Consider the following 15,791-nt stretch of genomic DNA (forward strand, 5'->3'; position numbering starts at 1 on the left):
CGACGACTGCTCAGACGGGGACGACGTCCTCCTCGACGTGCGTGCCGGTGCCCGGCGCCGCGTGCATCGCGCGGTGCCGGGTCTCGGCCATCAGCAGCACGCAGACCACGCTGAGCGCGCCGAACGCGGCCAGCATCCAGCCGACGGCGTTGGTGTTGCCGGCCTCGACGAAGTCCGAGGCGAGGTACGGCGCCGTACCGCCTCCGATGACGCCGGCGAGGTTGTAGGCCATGCCCGCGCCGGTGTAGCGGTACTCCGTGCGGAACATCTCCGGCAGCATCGCGCCCGCCGGGCCGTAGGAGACGGCGAAGATCGCGAGCGTGCCGAACAGGCCGATGGCGAAGGCCGTGCCGGTGCCCTTGTCGAGGATCGGGAAGAGCGCGAAGCCCCACGGGATGGCGACCAGGCAGGACGCGAGGACGACCTTGCGACGGCCGAAGCGGTCGCTGTAGACGGCCGACAGCGTGATCAGTGCGCCGAAGACGACGGCGCCGACGACACCCATCGTGAGCACGGTGGCGCGGGACAGGCCGATCACGGTGGTGCCGTAGGAGGTCAGGAACGCGGTGCCGATGTAGAAGAAGGCGAAGAGCATCGCCAGCGACCCACCGCCGAGCAGGATCTCCCGCCACTGGTGCTTCAACGACGCCGCGAGCGGGCCCTGCGTGCTGGCCCGGGTCTTCGTGGTCTCCCGGAACATCGGGGTCTCCTCGACCTTCAGCCGGACGTAGAGGCCGACCAGGACGAGCAGCGCGCTCGCCACGAACGGGACCCGCCAGCCCCACTCGACGAACGCCGGGCTGGTCTCGCCGACGGCGCGGTTGATGAGCAGGAAGGTGCCGCTGGAGAGGGCGAAGGCGATGGCCGGGCCGAGCTGCGGGAAGGCGGCGTACAGGCCGCGCTTGTTCGGCGGTGCGTACTCCGCGGCGAGCAGAGTCGCGCCCGCCCACTCCCCACCGACGGCGAGGCCCTGGAGGAAGCGCAGCGCCACGAGCAGGATCGGCGCGGCGACGCCGATCGTGTCGGCGCTCGGCAGAAGTCCGATGGCGACGGTGGCGGCGCCCATCAGCAGCAGGGTGCTGATCAGCGTCTTCTTGCGGCCCAGCCGGTCGCCGAAGTGGCCGAAGCCGATCGCGCCCACCGGCCGGGCGATGAACGCCACGGCGAAGGTGGCGAAGGACGCCACGCTCGCCGCGGAGTCGCCCAGTGCGGGGAAGAACACCGTCGGGAACACCAGCGCCGCGGCGGTGCCGTAGATGAAGAAGTCGTAGAACTCGATGGTGGTACCGGCGCAGCTCGCGAAGGCGACGCGGCGCATCGGGGTCGGGGGTGTCGAACGGTCGGACATGGATCACTCCTCGGTGGTCGTGCGTGGCGCAGAGTGTGAGCCGGGCCACAATCGCCGCGGGCCCCCCGAAGGTGGGGTCGACCACCCCTCACCCCCCTAAGGAGGTAGCCGCATTGCCGGTGTGACCGCGGTCACCTACCGTTGTCGTCATGGCAACCGGAGTGGTCCAGGAGGCGCCGTACGACGGCAGCCGGCTCCTGCGCGCGCTCGCCGACTTCCGCGCGGTCGGCCGCAGCGACGTCGCGTTCGGCGGGCCGGTCGTCGCCGGGGGCACGGCCCTCGACATCACCGGCCTCCACGGCACGAACACCCGCTCCCTGCAGGGCCTGCGGGTGCGCAGCAGCTACGGCCTCGGCGGCAAGGCACTGATGATCGGTCGCCCGGTCTCGGTCACCAACTACTACGACGCCCGCGGCATCACCCACCAGTACGACGGCCCGGTGCGCGCCGAGCAGCTGGAGACGGTGACCGCGCTGCCCATCGTCGTCGACCGGATCCCGCGGATGGTCGTCTACCTCGCCCACCGCACCCAGGTCGTCCTCGGCGACGTCTGGTACGACGCCTTCCTCCCCCTCGTGCGCAAGGTCGAGCGCGAGATCGCGGTCGACGACGAGGTGCGACGCCGCCTGCTGGCCCTGGGCCGCGTGGGAGCGGTGCCGTCGCTGCCGACCACCACGTCCACGCCGCCGGCGGTGCAGCTGACCCGCGCCGACCTCCGCGACATCTCCGACGAGCTCGCCGACCTCGCTGCGCTGATCGACGACGAGGGCCTCCGCTCCCGGCTCGAGGAGGTGCGCCACCGCGTCGAGCTGGGCCGCTCCCCCGAGCCGGCAGCACCCCGCACGCCGGTGCCGACCGGTCTCGCCGCACGCGAGATCGACGTCCTCGCGCAGGTGGCGCTGGGACAGAGCAACCGCCAGGTCGCCGAGTCCCTCGGGCTCGTGGAGAGCACCGTGAAGTCCTACCTGAAGAACGCCATGCGCAAGCTGCACGCGACCAACCGCGTGCACGCCGTACGGCTGGCCCGCGAGGCCGGCGTCATCGACTAGCGCTCAGCCGCCCAGGGTGTTCGGGTCGCGCCACTGCCGCTCGAACGGCAGCCGCCAGGCGTAGGGCGCGATCAGCTGGTGGATCTGGTTGGGCCCCCAGCTGCCCTGCCGGTAGGGCCGCACGACGGGCGGGTTCTCCAGCAGCGGGGCGGAGACCTCCCAGAGCCGCTCGATGCCCTCGGCCGACGTGAACAGCGTCCGGTCGCCGCGCGCGGCGTCGTAGATGAGCCGCTCGTAGGCCTCGAGCACCGAGCCCGCCCACGTCGTGTCGCCCATCGCGAACTGCATCGAGAGCTTGTCGAGCTTCATGCCCGGGCCGGGCCGCTTGCCGTAGAAGGACAGCGACATCTTGGCCTTGTCGGCGAGGTCGAAGGTCAAGTGGTCGGGGCCGTGGTCGCCGACCCCGGAGTTCTTCGGGAACATCGACTTCGGGGGCTCCTTGAAGGCGATCGAGATGATCCGCGCCCCCTCGGCCAGCCGCTTGCCGGTGCGGAGGTAGAAGGGCACGCCGGCCCAGCGCCAGTTGTCGATGTAGCACTTGAGCGCGATGAAGGTCTCGGTCTCCGACTCGGGCGCGACGCCCTCGATGTTGCGATAGCCCTGGTACTGGCCCCGTACGACGTCGGCCGGGTCGATCGGGACCATCGAGCGGAAGACCTTGTTCTTCTCCTCGTTGATGGCGGCCGGGGTCAGCTCGGTCGGCGGCTCCAGGGCGATGAACGCGAGCACCTGGAAGAGGTGGGTGACGACCATGTCCTTGTAGGCGCCGGTCGACTCGTAGAAGTTCGCGCGCTGGTCGAGCCCCAGCTCCTCGGGCACGTCGATCTGGATGTGGTCGATGTTGTTGCGGTGCCAGATCGGCTCGAACAGCCCGTTGGCGAAGCGGAACGCGAGGATGTTCTGCGCCGCCTCCTTCCCGAGGAAGTGGTCGATCCGGTAGATCTGCGACTCGTCGAAGGTCTTGTGGAGCTCGGCGTTGAGCGCCTTGGCCGTCGTCAGGTCGACGCCGAACGGCTTCTCCATGATGATCCGGCTGCCCTCGACGAGCTCCGCCTCGTCGAGGGTCTTCACCACCGACAGGGCCGCCTTGGGCGGGACGCTCAGGTAGTGCAGGCGGATCCGGTCGCCGTCCAGGCCGGACTCGGCCTTCTCCACCGCCGCTCGCAGCCCGGAGGACCCCTCGGCACCGGGCGCCCAGTGCAGCAGCTTGCTGAACTCCGGCCAGGCGTCCATGTCGCCGTCGTCGCCCGAGAACTCCTTGACCGCCTCGTGCACGAAGGCGACGAAGGACTCCGTCGTGTGGTCGTCCAGCGACGTGCCGACGATCTGCAGCTGGGGCAGCAGTCCCGTCTCGAAGAGGTGCAGCAGCCCCGGCAGGAGCTTGCGTCGCGCCAGGTCGCCGGTCGCACCGAACAGCACCACGGTCACGGGCTTCTGCGTCTTCACTGCCATGTCATCCACATTGCCTCCCAGATGTTTCCGGGACAATAACGCTCGCCGAACGCCGCCCGCGCGGGCAGAGACGCTCCAGGTAAAGAATGGGGCGTCCCGGGAACCTGGGCGGTACCCCGGACCTCGTGGGTTCATGAGAACCACCTCCCTCCTCCGGACGTCGGTCGCCCTCGCCGCGGCGACCGCCCTCCTGGGCGCCTGCTCCGACAGCGATGCAGATGACGACACGACGGCCACGCCGTCCTCCAGCGAGTCCAGCGAGCCCGCCGGGTCCACCCCGTCCACCCCGGCCGACCTGCCCGCGGGCGTGCTCGCCCTCCCCGAGGCCCCGACCGGCGGGACGTCCATCGACGTCGCCGCCGGCCGCTACCGCGTGAGGCTCGACGACGCCCTGTCGTTCGACGTCACCCTGCCGGCCGGCAGCACGGTCCACGACAACGGGCTCTTCCTCGCCACCCCGAGCTTCGTGCTCAAGACCGAGCTCGCCGGCGAGGAGTACGGCGTCCCGCGCGACCCGTGCACCGACCAGACCATCGAGCCCGCGGGCAGCACGGTCGAGGACCTCGTCGCCGCGCTGTCGGACCTGCCGGCCTACGAGGTCTCGGCTCCCGAGGCGGTCGAGCTCGGCGGTGCCGAGGGCGCCTACCTCGAGGCGCGGGTCCCTCGCGGCTACGACGACTCGAAGTGCGCCGGCGGTGCCGTGCAGCTGCCCGGCAACCCGGACACCGCGGTCGGCGGGCCCGCGCCCTACACCGGTCGCTGGTGGGTCCTCGACGTCGAGGGCCGACGGGTCGTCGTACAGCAGAACTGCTGGGGGTGCTCGGACCGCGACCTCGCCCGTGCGCCGAAGACGGCCGGGACCATCACCTTCACAGCGACCCCGTGATGCGGGACGGTTGAACGACATGACGGAGGTGCTGGTGGACGGCAGGCGCGCGGCAGAGGGCATCGAGGCCCTGTACGCCGCGTCGTACCGCCGGCTGGTCGTGCAGATGTACGCCATCTGCGGCGACCTGACCGATGCGGAGGACGCGGTGCAGGAGGCCTTCATCACCGCGATCCGCAAGCACCGGACCCTCCGTTCCGTCGCCAACCCCGAGGCGTGGGTCAGGACCGTGGCCCTGCGCCGGCTCCACCGCGGCTGGCGCCACCTCGCCGTCGTACGCCGCCACCAGGCGCTGGACCGGCCCGACGAGCCGACCGTCGAGGTCGGCCCCGAGCACGTCGCCCTGGTGGCGGCGCTGGCGCTGCTCGACCCGGACCAGCGCGAGGCGGTGGTCCTGCACCACCTGGCCGACCTGCCCGTGTCCGAGATCGCCGAGCAGCTCGGGCTGCCGGTGGGCACGGTCAAGTCCCGGCTCGGGCGGGGGCGCCAACGGCTCGCGGAGCTGATGGCCGAGAGGGATCCGGCGAGCGAGAGGGAGGAGCCGAGCCATGGCTGACTGGGAGCAGCTGAGGGACCTCGCACGTGAGGTCGTGCCGCCGGAGTTCGCCACGCTGGAGCGCACCGCGCACCGGCGGCAACGGCTGGCCGGAGCGGTCGTCGCTGCCGTGGCGGCCCTGGCCCTGGTCGGTGGCGGGATCGGCATCCTGAGCACCGGCGGCCGGGACGGCACCGTCGAGCCGGCCAAGGACCCGACCGAGACGCAGGGCGAGTCGCCGCAGGCGGTCCGGGCGTTGCCGGACGCGGCACCCGGCGAGACGTCGGTCGACGTCGCGGCCGGCCGGTACCGGGTGCCGGTCGACGGCCACCTCTCGTTCGACATCGACCTGCCGGACCGCACCACCGCCCACGACGGCGGCCTCTTCCTCGCGACCCAGGACTTCATCGTGAAGACCGAGGTCGCCGGCGACGCGTACGGCGTCCCGCGTGATCCCTGCACCGACCCCCGGCTCGCGCCCGTCGGACCGACCGTCGACGACCTGGTCCGGGCGCTCGTCGACCTGCCGGTCTACGAGGTGTCCCGGCCCGCGCACGTCCAGCTCGGTGGAGCCGACGCGATCTACCTGGAGGCGCGGGTGCCCGACACCTTCGACGACTCACGGTGCGAGGGCGGCGCGGTCAAGCTGCCCGGGAACCCCGAGACGGCCGTGGGCGGTCCGGCGCCCTATCTCGGGCGCTGGTGGGTCCTCGACGTGGACGGCCGACGGGTCGTCGTCCAGCAGAACTGCTGGGGATGCCCGGCCGGCCGGTTCGACGAGGCACCGCAGACGCCGCAGAGCATCACCTTCACGCCGACGGACTGACCCGCTGGCGCAGCCCGTCGAGAAGGAGCCCCAGGCCGAGGGCGAAGTCGACCGCCTCGTCGTCCTCGTGGGCGAGCACGAACCGGACCAGCGCGCGGGCCCCGACCCGGGCGAGGTCGTCGGCCGCCCCGGCCCGGTCGAGGGCGGCGCGCAGCGGCTGCTCCAGCGCCTCCGCGTCCGCGCGGTGCACCTGGGCGATGAGGAGCGCTCCGTCGCGGTGGCGCCGCATCGCGTCGCGCAGGCCGAGGCACAGCAGCTGCAGCTCGGCGTCCCACGCCATGATCTCCGCGGGCCGGCGTCCGCGCCGCAGGATCTCGTCGGCGACCGCCTGCAGCAGCGCGTCCTTGCCCGCGAAGTGGTGGTAGAGCGCGCCGGGCTGCACGCCCAGGTCGGCCGCGAGCTTGCGCATCGTCAGCCCATCGATGCCGCGCTCGTCGAGCACGGCGATCGCCCGCTCGACCACGTCCTGCCGCCGGTAGCGCACCCGACCTCCTCGAACACCGCTCGCCGGGCCCGCTTTGACCCCGGTCGCGGCACCAGCCTAACCTGAACACCGTTCAGTTCGCGCGGCCGTCGAGCCGCGATCCCCCCGAGCACCCCTGAGAGTGGACGATGAACCGCCGTACCCCCACCACCGACGTCGCCCTGGTCGCCGGCTTCGCCGCGTTGATCGCCGTGTGCGCCCTGCTCCCCGAGATCAAGACCGGGGTGGGCGTCCCCTACTCGCTGCAGACCTTCGGCGTCCTGCTCGCCGGCGCCGTGCTCGGCCCCGTGCGGGGCTTCCTCGCGGTCGTCCTCTACCTCGTCGCCGGCCTCGTGCTGCCGATCTACTCGGGGGGCACCTCCGGCATCGCGCACTACAGCGGCCTCACCGCCGGCTACCTGGTGGCCTTCCCGCTGGCCGCCGCACTGTGCGGCTATCTCGTGCACCGCAAGCGCGAGAACGCCACGCAGTTCGCGGTCGTCTTCACCTGCGGCCTGCTCAGCAGCGTGGTGTTCATCCACACCCTCGGCCCGCTCAACCTCGCGTGGCGCGGCGACATGGGCATCAAGGACGCCTTCGTCATCGACACCGCCTACTTCCCGGGCGACATCGCCAAGAACGTCGTGATGGCGCTGGTCGCCACCGCGGTGCACCGCGCCTTCCCCGACCTGGTCGCGCGCCGGACGAGGTCGCAGGAGCCGGTCGCGGCCACCGCATGAGCCGGATCGAGCTCGACCGGGTCGTCGTCCGGGCAGCGACGCCGGGTGGCCCCACGCCGGAGGTCACCGTGCTGCACGAGACCTCGCTCGAGCTGACCGAGCAGCGGATCGCCCTCGTCGGCCCCAACGGCTCCGGCAAGTCGACCCTCGCCCGGCTCGTCAACGGGCTCGTCGAGCCCACGTCCGGGCGGGTCGTCGTCGACGGTCTCGACGTCGCCCGCAAGGGCCGGGAGGTGCGACGCCGGGTCGGCTTCGTCTTCACCGACCCGACGGCGCAGCTGGTGATGCCGACGGTGCTGGAGGACGTCGCGCTGTCGCTGCGCCACCGGGTCCGCGGACGCGAGGAGCGGGCCGCCGCGGCGCGGGAGGTGCTGACGTCGTACGGGCTGGAGGGGCTGGGCGAGCGCAGCGTGCACGCACTGTCGGGCGGCCAGCGCCAGCTGCTCGCCATCGCCGGCGTACTGGCCACCGATCCCGCGATCCTCGTCGCCGACGAGCCCACGACGCTGCTCGACCTCCGCAACGCCCGCCGGATCGGCGACCTGCTGCTGGGGCTCCCCCAGCAGCTGGTCGTCGCGACGCACGACCTCGACCTCGCGCTGCGCTGTGACCGCGCGCTCCTCGTCGACGACGGTCGCGTGGTCGCCGACGGTGCGCCCGCCGAGGTGGTCGCGCACTACCGCGCCGGCGCGAGCTGAGGCGCCCGGTGGCAGCCAGCCCGCTCGGCGACTACCAGCCCGGCACCTCCGTCCTGCACCGGCTGCCCGTCGGCGCCAAGCTGCTCGGGCTGCTGGTCCTCAGCGCGGCCGGCGTCGCCCTGCGCGGGGTCCCGACGACGGCGACGCTGCTGGCTCTCGGACTGCTGGCCTGCGCGGTGGCGGGCGTACGGCTGCTGCGGGCGGCCCGGGCGCTGCGGGGCGTGGCGATCGGCCTGGCGCTGCTGGCGGCGTACCAGTGCTGGCAGCAGGGCGGCGAGCGGGCGTTCGTCGTGGTCGGCAGCCTGGTGGCGATGGTGCTGCTCGCGACGGCCTTCACCACGACGACGTCGATCGAGCGGATGGTCGACGCGATCACCCGGTGGCTCGAGCCGTTCCGCGCCCTCGGCGTGCGGCCCGAGCTGGTCGCGCTGGCCTTCTCGCTGCTCGTCCGCGGCATCCCGCTGACGCTCGAGATCGCGGCCGAGACGCGGGACGCCGCCCGGGCGCGTGGGCTCGAGCGGAGCCCTCGCGCGTACCTCACCCCGCTGGTGATCCGGGTGGTCGCGCACGCGCGGGCGACGGGCGAGGCGCTGCACGCGCGGGGCATCGGCGACGACTGACCCGGCCCCGGGACGGTCTCGACGTGCCGGCCGATCCCGGCTATCCTTCCCACCTGAACACTGTTCAGTTAGGCCGCCTCGCCCGCAAGGAGCACCCATGACCACGAACTTCGACGCGCTCGCGACCCGCATCCTCGAGGGCGGCGCCGCGACCGAGGCGGACGCGCTCGCGGTGCTCCGGGCGCCCGACCACGAGCTGATGTTCCTCGTCGCGGCGGCCGGACGGCTGCGCCGCGAGCACTTCGGCAACACCGTCAAGGTCAACTACCTCGTCAACCTGAAGTCGGGCCTGTGCCCCGAGAACTGCAACTACTGCAGCCAGGCGATGGGCTCCGAGGCGCCGATCCTCAAGTACTCCTACCTGTCGAAGGACGAGACCCTCAAGCAGGCCGGCGCCGGCCTGCGCGGCGGCGCGACCCGCGTCTGCATGGTGTCGTCGGGCCGCGGTCCCTCCGACCGCGACATCGACAAGGTCGTCGAGATGACCGAGGCCCTCAAGGACGAGTACGACGGCGTGGAGGTCTGTGCCTGCCTCGGGCTGCTCAAGGACGGGCAGGCCGAGCGGCTCAAGTCGGCCGGCGTCGACGCCTACAACCACAACATCAACACGGCCGAGTCCCACCACGACAACATCGTCCAGACCCACACCTACGCCGACCGCGTCGACACGATCGGCAAGGCGAAGTCGGCCGGGCTGTCGCCCTGCTCCGGCCTGATCGCCGGGCTCGGCGAGACCGACGAGCAGCTCGTGGAGGCGCTCTTCGCGCTGAAGGCGCTCGACACCGACTCGATCCCGGTGAACTTCCTGATGCCGTTCGACGGGACGCCGTACCAGAACACGTGGGAGCTCTCCCCCACCCGCTGCGTGAAGATCCTGACGATGGCGCGCTTCGTGTGCCCCGACAAGGAGATCCGCATCGCCGGCGGCCGCGAGATGCACCTGCGCACGCTGCAGGCGACCGCGCTGCACGTCGCCAACTCGATCTTCCTCGGCGACTACCTCACCTCCGAGGGCCAGGACGCGCTCGCCGACCTGCACATGCTGCGCGACAACGGCTTCTCGATCCTCGGCCTCGACGACGCCGGCTTCGCCGAGCTGATCGCGACCCACGAGGCCAACGCGGCCACCGTCCACCGCGCGCACGCGACGACGCCGTGCGGCTCGTCCGCCGGCACCGGCTGCGGCGACGGGTGCGGCGGCTGCTCGGTCGCCCAGGCGCCCGCCCCGTCGTCGGCCGAGGACAACAAGCCGGTGATCCGCGCGCGGGGCGCGGGCACCGAGGTCGCCGCCAACGCCTGAGCCCATGACCGCCGTAGCCGCCGACGTGCTCGCGTTCGACCGCGCGCACCTCTGGCACCCGTACACGTCGATGACCGAGCCCACCCCGGTGCGGCTGGTCACCGGCGCGTCCGGCGCGCGCCTCCGGCTCGGCGACGTGTACGACGGCCGCGAGGTCGTCGACGGCATGTCGTCGTGGTGGTCGGCGATCCACGGCTACCGCCACCCGGTCCTCGACGCGGCCCTGCGCGAGCAGGCCGCGGAGTTCTCCCACGTGATGTTCGGCGGGCTGACCCACGCGCCGGCCGTGGAGCTGGGCAGCCGGCTGGTCGCGATGACGCCCGAGCCGCTGGAGCGGGTCTTCCTCGCCGACTCCGGCTCGGTGTCGGTCGAGGTCGCGATGAAGATGGTGCTGCAGTACCAGCGTGGGGTCGGCCGGCCCGACCGCACCCGGATGCTCACCGTCCTCGGCGGCTACCACGGCGACACCTTCGACTGCATGAGCGTCACCGACCCGGTCGGCGGGATGCACGCGATGTGGCAGGGCCTCCTGCCGCAGCAGGTGTTCTCTCCCCAGCCGCCGGCCGCTGCCGCACCGGACGCCGACATCGCGCAGTGGGCGACGACGCTGCGCCACGTCGCCGACCAGCACCACCACGAGCTCGCCGGCATCATCGTCGAGCCACTGCTGCAGGGCGCCGGTGGCATGTGGCCCTACCCGCCCGCGTGCCTGCAGGTGCTGCGGGAGGTCGCCGACGAGCACGGCCTCCTGCTCGTGTTCGACGAGATCGCCACCGGATTCGGCCGCACCGGCCACCTCTTCGTCAGCGAGCTGGTCACCCCCGACATCCTCTGCGTCGGCAAGGCGCTGACCGGCGGCTATCTCACCCTCGCCGCCGTCCTCACCACCGACGCCGTCGCGCGGGGCATCTCCGCCAGCGAGTCGGGGGTCGTGATGCACGGGCCGACCTTCATGGGCAACCCGCTGGCGTGCGCGGTCGCGAGCGCGTCGATCGACGTGCTCCTCGGCCAGGACTGGGCCGCGACCGTCGGCCACATCGGCGACCGGCTGTCGTCCGGCCTGGCGCCGCTGCGCGACCTGCCGGGCGTGCGCGACGTGCGCACCCTCGGTGCGGTCGGTGTCGTCCAGCTCGACCACGACGTCGACGTGGTGGCGGCGACCGAGGCGGCCATCGAGGCGGGCGTGTGGCTGCGGCCCTTCCGGGACCTGGTCTACGCGATGCCGCCCTATGTCATCAGCGACGACGAGCTGGACACGCTCGTCGCAGGGATCGGAGCGGCGGTGCGTGCCGGATGAGTGCGTGGCAGGACTGGCTCGCGGCTGAGGCGAGCAAGCGGGAGGAGGCCGGGCTGACCCGGCGGCTGCGTGAGCGGTCCGCCGACGACCCGACGATCGACCTCGCCGGCAACGACTACCTCGGCCTCGCCCGGGACCCGGGTGTCCGGCAGGCGGCGGCCGACGCCGCGCTGGCGTGGGGCTCGGGAGCGAGCGCGTCGCGCCTCGTGACGGGCACCTTCGCCCTGCACGCCGAGCTCGAGCAGGAGCTCGCCGACTACCTCGGCCAGCCCTCGGCGCTGGTGTTCTCGACCGGCTACCACGCCAACCTCGCGATCGTCACCGCCCTCGCCGACCGCACGGTCCGGGTCATCTCCGACGCGCACATCCATGCCTCGCTGGTCGACGCGGTGCGCCTCTCGCGCGCGGCCCTGACGGTGGTGCCGCACAGCGACGTGGACGCCGTCCACGCCGGCCTGGTCGTCGCGGCGGAGGCCGGGGAGCGGGCCATCGTGCTCGTCGAGTCCGTCTACTCCGTGCTCGGCGACGCCGCTCCGCTGGTCGAGCTGGCCGCCCTCTGCGAGGAGTACGACGCCCTGCTGGTCGTCGACGAGGCGCACGGCGTCGGCGTCCACGGCCCCGGCCTGGTCGCCACGCTCGGCCTGGCCGGCCTGCCGCACGTCGTCGTCAGCGCCACCCTGTCGAAGTCGCTCGGCAGCCAGGGTGGCGCGATCCTGGGCCCGGCCGCGCTGCGCGAGCACCTGGTCAACCGGGCGCGGCCGTTCATCTTCGACACCGGCCTCGCACCCGCCGCGACCGCCGGCGCGCTGGCCGCGCTCCGCGAGATCCGTCGCCGTCCCGAGCTGGGCGAGACCGTGCGGACCCGGGTCGCGGCCCTGGCCGACGCGCTCGGGGTGGTCGCACCCGCGGGCGCGGTGCTGTCGGTGCCGATGTCGTCGCCGCAGGCGGCGGTGGCCGCCCAGGCCGCCGCCCTCGAGGCCGGCCTGCGGGTCGGCTGCTTCCGCCCGCCGTCCGTCCCCGACGGCATCTCGCGGCTGCGGATCACGGTCACCGCCGGGGTGCCGGCCGACGACTGGGCGCGCGCGGTCGACGTCCTCGTCGAGCTCGTGAAGGAGCACCAGTGACCCGCGTCGTGGTGGTCACCGGCACGGACACCGGCGTCGGGAAGACGATCGCGACCGCTGCCCTCGCCGCCCGTGCCGCGGCGGCCGGCGAGCGGGTGCTCGTCGTGAAGCCGGTGCAGACCGGGATCGGCGGCGACGACCCGGACGTCCCCGACGTCGACACCGTGCGGTCGCTCGCCGGCGTGGACGCCGTGCAGCTCGTCGCGCTGGACGAGCCGCTGGCCCCCGACACCGCCGCCCGCCGCCAGGGCGTGGCGATCCCCTCCGTGCGCCAGCACGTGGCGCGGATCCGCGAGCTGCTGCCGTCGTACGACCTGGTCCTGGTCGAAGGAGCCGGCGGCCTCCTCGTGCGCCTCGACGCCGAGGGCGGCACCCTCCTCGACATCGCCCGCGACCTGACCTTCGCCCTGCGCCGCCGGGGACCCGACGGCGTCGTCTCCTCACCCGTCGAGGTCGTCGTCGTCACCCGCGCGGGCCTCGGCACCCTCAACCACACCGAGCTCACCGTCACCGCCCTCCGCGCGGTCCAGGTCGAGCCCGCCGGGCTGGTCATCGGCTCCTGGCCCTCCACCCCCGGTCTGGCGGAGACCTGCAACCGCGCCGACCTCACCCGCATCACCGGCGTCCCCGTGCTCGCCGTGGTCCCCGAGGGGGCGGGCTCCCTCCCCGGCGACGACTTCCGAGCCGCCGCACCCACCTGGTTCGCCTGATCGCTCGCGGCTACCAGAGCGGCGGGCGGCGGTCCTGCCAGGGCAGCGCGGCCTCGAGCTGGGCGGCCAGTGAGAGCAGCAGCTCCTCCTCGGCGGGGCGGGCGGCGAGCATCATGCCGATGGGCAGGCCGGCGGCGGACTGGTGCAGCGGCAGCGAGATCGCCGGCATGCCGGTGACATTCCAGGCCGAGGTCCACGGGGTGAAGCGCTTCTGCGCCTCGAAGTCGGCGGCCGGGTCGGCGTCGTCGCGGATCGCCCCGACGGGCAGCGGCACGGTCGCGAGGGTCGGCGTCAGCACGATGTCGTACGGCGCCAGGGCGACCAGCGCCTCGCCGGCGAAGCGCCGCAGCTGACCGATGGCGAGCCCGAACTCCGGGCCGGAGACCGCCGTGCCGCGCTCCCCCAGCCACCGGGTGAGCGGGCGGACCAGCTCCGCCTGCGCCGCCGACAGCGGCACCGTCGACATGGCGGTCAGCACCGCCCAGCAGGTCTCGAACACCGGCACCGCCTCGGGTGGGATCGGCACGGGCACGTCCTCGACCACGTGGCCGAGCGACGACAGCAGCCGCGTCGTGGCGTCGTAGGCGGCGAGCACCTCGGGGTCGACCTCGACGTCCGCGATCACCGGGGTGTCGAAGCAGGCGATGCGGAGCCGGCCGGGGTCGCGGCCGGCGGCCGCGAGGAAGGTGCCGGACGGCTCGGGCGCCCAGGCGGGGTCGCCGGCCCGCCGCCCGGCCAGCACGTCGAGCAGGGCCGCCGCGTCGGCGACCGTGCGGGCGATCGAGCCCGACGTGGCGAGGCCGACCGGGTCGCCGTACATCGGGAAGCCGCTGATCCGGCCGCGGGTCGGCTTGAGGCCGACGAGACCGCAGCAGGCGGCCGGGATCCGGATCGAGCCGCCGCCGTCGGAGCCCTGGGCGACGGAGACCAGCCCGGCCGCGACCGCCGACGCGGCCCCTCCCGACGAGCCGCCCGCCATCCGCGAGGTGTCCCACGGGGTGACGGCGGCCGGCCGGCCCTCCGGCTCGGTGTAGCAGGGCGAGCCGAACTCCGGCGTGCTGGTCTTGCCGAGGCTGACCATCCCGGCGTCCTCGATCGCCAGGGTCACGCCGTCGGAGACCTCCGGCACGTAGTCGGCGAAGGCCGGCGACCCGAAGGCCGTCGGCACGCCCCGGGTCAGGTTGAGGTCCTTGATCGCCGTCGGTACGCCGGCCAGCGGCGACGCCCCGTCGCCGACCGGTCCGACGGCCGCGACCTCGCGGGCCCGGCGCCGCGCGGCGTCCGGGTCGAGGAAGGCGAACGCGCCGTCGACGTACTCCCTGGGGAGACGCGCGGCGCGTTCGAGGTAGTGCTCGGTGAGCTCGACCGCACTGATCTCGCCGGAGCGGATCAGGGCGCCCTGCTCGAGGGCGGTCAGGTCGTGGAGATCGGCCACGACCTGACCCTAGTGCCGGTGGTTGAGGTGCGAGCCTGCGAGCCTCGAAACCTCAGTGGGTCACGCGGCGCTGGTGGCCGGCGCGAACTCGACCAGGGTGCCGAGCGCGGCGAGCAGCTTGGCGCGGACCTCGGGGTCGGTGGTCGGGTCGACGTCGACGGCCGGCTGCGAGACGGTGACGTCCTCGACCACGATCGCACCGGCGATGCCGGCGGAGCGGGCGGTGTCGCCGTGGGCCCACTTGCCGCCGTACGGCGTCGGGGTGGCGCCGATGACGCCGAACGGCTTGCCCACGATGGCGCCGGCGCCGTAGGGGCGCGAGATCCAGTCGATGGCGTTGTTGAGGACGGCGGGCATGGTGCCGTTGTACTCGGGGGTGACGGCGAGGACGCGGTCGGCGGAGGCGACGCGCTCGCGGAGGGCGGTGGCGGCGGCGGGAGCCGAGGCACCGTCGATGTCCTCGTTGTAGAACGGGACCTGGTCGAGACCGTCGACGATGTCGAGCTCGACACCGGCGGGGGCCTCGGCCTTGAGGATCTCGGCGATCCGGCGGTTCAGGGAGTCGGCGCGGAGGCTTCCGACGAGGACGGCGACGCGGGTGGTGGTGTCAGTCATGATGGTCGAAACGGACCACGGTCCGCTTTCATTCCCGGGAGCTTCGATCTTTTTTCGCAGGCGGACGTCGGTGGTCCCGCCTAGGGTGGCTGCACCATGTCGAAGGACCTTCCGCTCCTCGTGTCGACGCCTCCGGAGCGGCGCGACGCTGCCCGCAACCGCCGGGCCCTGCTCGACGCTGCCGCCGAGCTGATGGGCGGGTGCGGCGTCGACGCGCTGACCATGGACGCCGTCGCCGCGAAGGCCGGCGTCGGCAAGGGCACGGTCTTCCGACGCTTCGGCAGCCGCGAGGGCCTGATGGCCTCCCTGCTCAACCACCGCGAGGAGGAGTGGCAGGCCGGCGTGATCAGCGGCCCGCCGCCACTCGGCCCCGGCGCTCCCCCGATGGAGAGGCTGCTGGCGTTCGGCGCCTCCCGGCTGCGCCTCCACCTCGACCAGGGCGCGCTCATCGAGGCGGCCGGCCGCACGTGGGGCGAGAACTACGCCGTGCTCGGCTTCGCGAGCATGCACGTGCGCCTGCTGCTCGGTCAGCTCGGTGTCACGGGCAACCTGCACTACCTCGCGACGGCGCTGATCGCGCCGCTGAGCCTGCCCGTGCTGCGCCAGCAGATCGAGCACGGCGGGATGAGCGAGGAGCAGGTCTTCGCAGGTTGGTCCGACCTGATCCGCCGGGTGGTGCGGGACGACGGCTGA

17 protein-coding genes are annotated in these 15,791 nt (G+C 73.1%); 12 read left to right on the forward strand and 5 right to left on the reverse strand.

Annotated elements, in window-relative coordinates; translation table 11 throughout:
• Positions 1 to 10 precede the first annotated feature (10 nt).
• A complete protein-coding gene (locus BJ993_RS02525) occupies positions 11 to 1,348 on the reverse strand; it encodes an MFS transporter (protein ID WP_179647610.1) in 1,338 nt (445 codons plus the stop codon).
• 149 nt (positions 1,349 to 1,497) lie between these two features.
• Between BJ993_RS02525 and BJ993_RS02530 the strand changes: the two genes are divergently transcribed.
• Positions 1,498 to 2,397 carry a helix-turn-helix transcriptional regulator gene (locus tag BJ993_RS02530; RefSeq protein ID WP_036547059.1) on the forward strand — a complete coding sequence of 300 codons (900 nt, stop codon included), beginning with the start codon at positions 1,498 to 1,500 and terminating at the stop codon, positions 2,395 to 2,397.
• Between the two features lie 3 nt (positions 2,398 to 2,400).
• Here BJ993_RS02530 and zwf read toward each other — a convergent pair whose 3' ends face one another.
• Positions 2,401 to 3,849, reverse strand: a complete 1,449-nt coding sequence (gene zwf / locus BJ993_RS02535) for a glucose-6-phosphate dehydrogenase (protein ID WP_036546871.1) — start codon at positions 3,847 to 3,849, stop codon at positions 2,401 to 2,403.
• A 133-nt stretch (positions 3,850 to 3,982) separates the two neighbouring features.
• Here zwf and BJ993_RS02540 point away from each other — a divergent pair, with 133 nt between their 5' ends.
• Genes BJ993_RS02540 through BJ993_RS02550 form a run of 3 tightly spaced genes read left to right on the forward strand, consistent with a single transcriptional unit; the run spans position 3,983 to position 6,096 of the window.
• Positions 3,983 to 4,735, forward strand: coding sequence for a hypothetical protein (locus tag BJ993_RS02540; RefSeq protein WP_179647611.1), 753 nt, complete (start codon positions 3,983 to 3,985; stop codon positions 4,733 to 4,735).
• A gap of 19 nt (positions 4,736 to 4,754) precedes the next feature.
• Positions 4,755 to 5,291: an RNA polymerase sigma factor gene (locus tag BJ993_RS02545; RefSeq protein ID WP_179647612.1), complete on the forward strand. Its 537-nt coding sequence runs from the start codon at positions 4,755 to 4,757 to the stop codon at positions 5,289 to 5,291.
• Entirely contained in the window at positions 5,284 to 6,096 is an 813-nt protein-coding gene (locus BJ993_RS02550; protein WP_179647613.1) for a hypothetical protein, read from the forward strand. Before BJ993_RS02545 ends, BJ993_RS02550 begins: the two co-directional genes overlap by 8 nt.
• Here BJ993_RS02550 and BJ993_RS26460 read toward each other — a convergent pair.
• Positions 6,080 to 6,580, reverse strand: a complete 501-nt coding sequence (locus BJ993_RS26460) for a TetR family transcriptional regulator (RefSeq protein WP_179647614.1) — start codon at positions 6,578 to 6,580, stop codon at positions 6,080 to 6,082. The two genes, BJ993_RS02550 and BJ993_RS26460, sit on opposite strands and share 17 nt — an antisense overlap.
• 128 nt (positions 6,581 to 6,708) lie before the next feature.
• Here BJ993_RS26460 and BJ993_RS02560 point away from each other — a divergent pair, with 128 nt between their 5' ends.
• The 7 genes from BJ993_RS02560 (at position 6,709) to bioD (ending at position 13,048) form a co-directional block, all read left to right on the forward strand.
• Positions 6,709 to 7,299, forward strand: a complete 591-nt coding sequence (locus tag BJ993_RS02560; RefSeq protein WP_036546880.1) for a biotin transporter BioY — start codon at positions 6,709 to 6,711, stop codon at positions 7,297 to 7,299.
• On the forward strand, positions 7,296 to 7,997 hold the full coding sequence (locus tag BJ993_RS02565; RefSeq protein ID WP_179647615.1) for an energy-coupling factor ABC transporter ATP-binding protein: 702 nt from the start codon (positions 7,296 to 7,298) through the stop codon (positions 7,995 to 7,997). The genes BJ993_RS02560 and BJ993_RS02565 overlap by 4 nt, the downstream gene beginning before the upstream one ends.
• Positions 7,998 to 8,005: 8 nt before the next feature.
• Positions 8,006 to 8,617 (forward strand): CbiQ family ECF transporter T component, encoded by a 612-nt coding sequence (locus tag BJ993_RS02570; RefSeq protein WP_179647616.1) that lies wholly within the window; start codon positions 8,006 to 8,008, stop codon positions 8,615 to 8,617.
• 97 nt (positions 8,618 to 8,714) lie between these two features.
• Positions 8,715 to 9,917, forward strand: coding sequence for a biotin synthase BioB (gene bioB, locus BJ993_RS02575; RefSeq protein WP_179647617.1), 1,203 nt, complete (start codon positions 8,715 to 8,717; stop codon positions 9,915 to 9,917).
• A gap of 4 nt (positions 9,918 to 9,921) precedes the next feature.
• Positions 9,922 to 11,214 carry an adenosylmethionine--8-amino-7-oxononanoate transaminase gene (locus BJ993_RS02580; protein WP_179647618.1) on the forward strand — a complete coding sequence of 431 codons (1,293 nt, stop codon included), beginning with the start codon at positions 9,922 to 9,924 and terminating at the stop codon, positions 11,212 to 11,214.
• The gene (locus BJ993_RS02585; protein ID WP_179647619.1) at positions 11,211 to 12,338 is read left to right on the forward strand and encodes an 8-amino-7-oxononanoate synthase; all 1,128 of its coding nucleotides are present in this window, start codon (positions 11,211 to 11,213) and stop codon (positions 12,336 to 12,338) included. The genes BJ993_RS02580 and BJ993_RS02585 overlap by 4 nt, the downstream gene beginning before the upstream one ends.
• Positions 12,335 to 13,048 carry a dethiobiotin synthase gene (gene bioD, locus BJ993_RS02590; RefSeq protein ID WP_179647620.1) on the forward strand — a complete coding sequence of 238 codons (714 nt, stop codon included), beginning with the start codon at positions 12,335 to 12,337 and terminating at the stop codon, positions 13,046 to 13,048. The genes BJ993_RS02585 and bioD overlap by 4 nt, the downstream gene beginning before the upstream one ends.
• A gap of 10 nt (positions 13,049 to 13,058) precedes the next feature.
• On the opposite strand, the gene BJ993_RS02595 is transcribed toward bioD, so the two are convergent.
• Positions 13,059 to 14,483 (reverse strand): amidase, encoded by a 1,425-nt coding sequence (locus tag BJ993_RS02595; RefSeq protein ID WP_036546899.1) that lies wholly within the window; start codon positions 14,481 to 14,483, stop codon positions 13,059 to 13,061.
• A 60-nt stretch (positions 14,484 to 14,543) separates the two neighbouring features.
• Positions 14,544 to 15,098 (reverse strand): NAD(P)H-dependent oxidoreductase, encoded by a 555-nt coding sequence (locus BJ993_RS02600; protein ID WP_036546901.1) that lies wholly within the window; start codon positions 15,096 to 15,098, stop codon positions 14,544 to 14,546.
• Positions 15,099 to 15,194: 96 nt separating this feature from the next.
• Here BJ993_RS02600 and BJ993_RS02605 point away from each other — a divergent pair, with 96 nt between their 5' ends.
• Complete coding sequence (locus tag BJ993_RS02605; RefSeq protein WP_179647621.1) at positions 15,195 to 15,791, forward strand: TetR/AcrR family transcriptional regulator; 597 nt, start codon at positions 15,195 to 15,197, stop codon at positions 15,789 to 15,791.

The organism is Nocardioides aromaticivorans (genome assembly GCF_013408525.1).
GTDB classification, from domain to species: domain Bacteria; phylum Actinomycetota; class Actinomycetes; order Propionibacteriales; family Nocardioidaceae; genus Nocardioides; species Nocardioides aromaticivorans.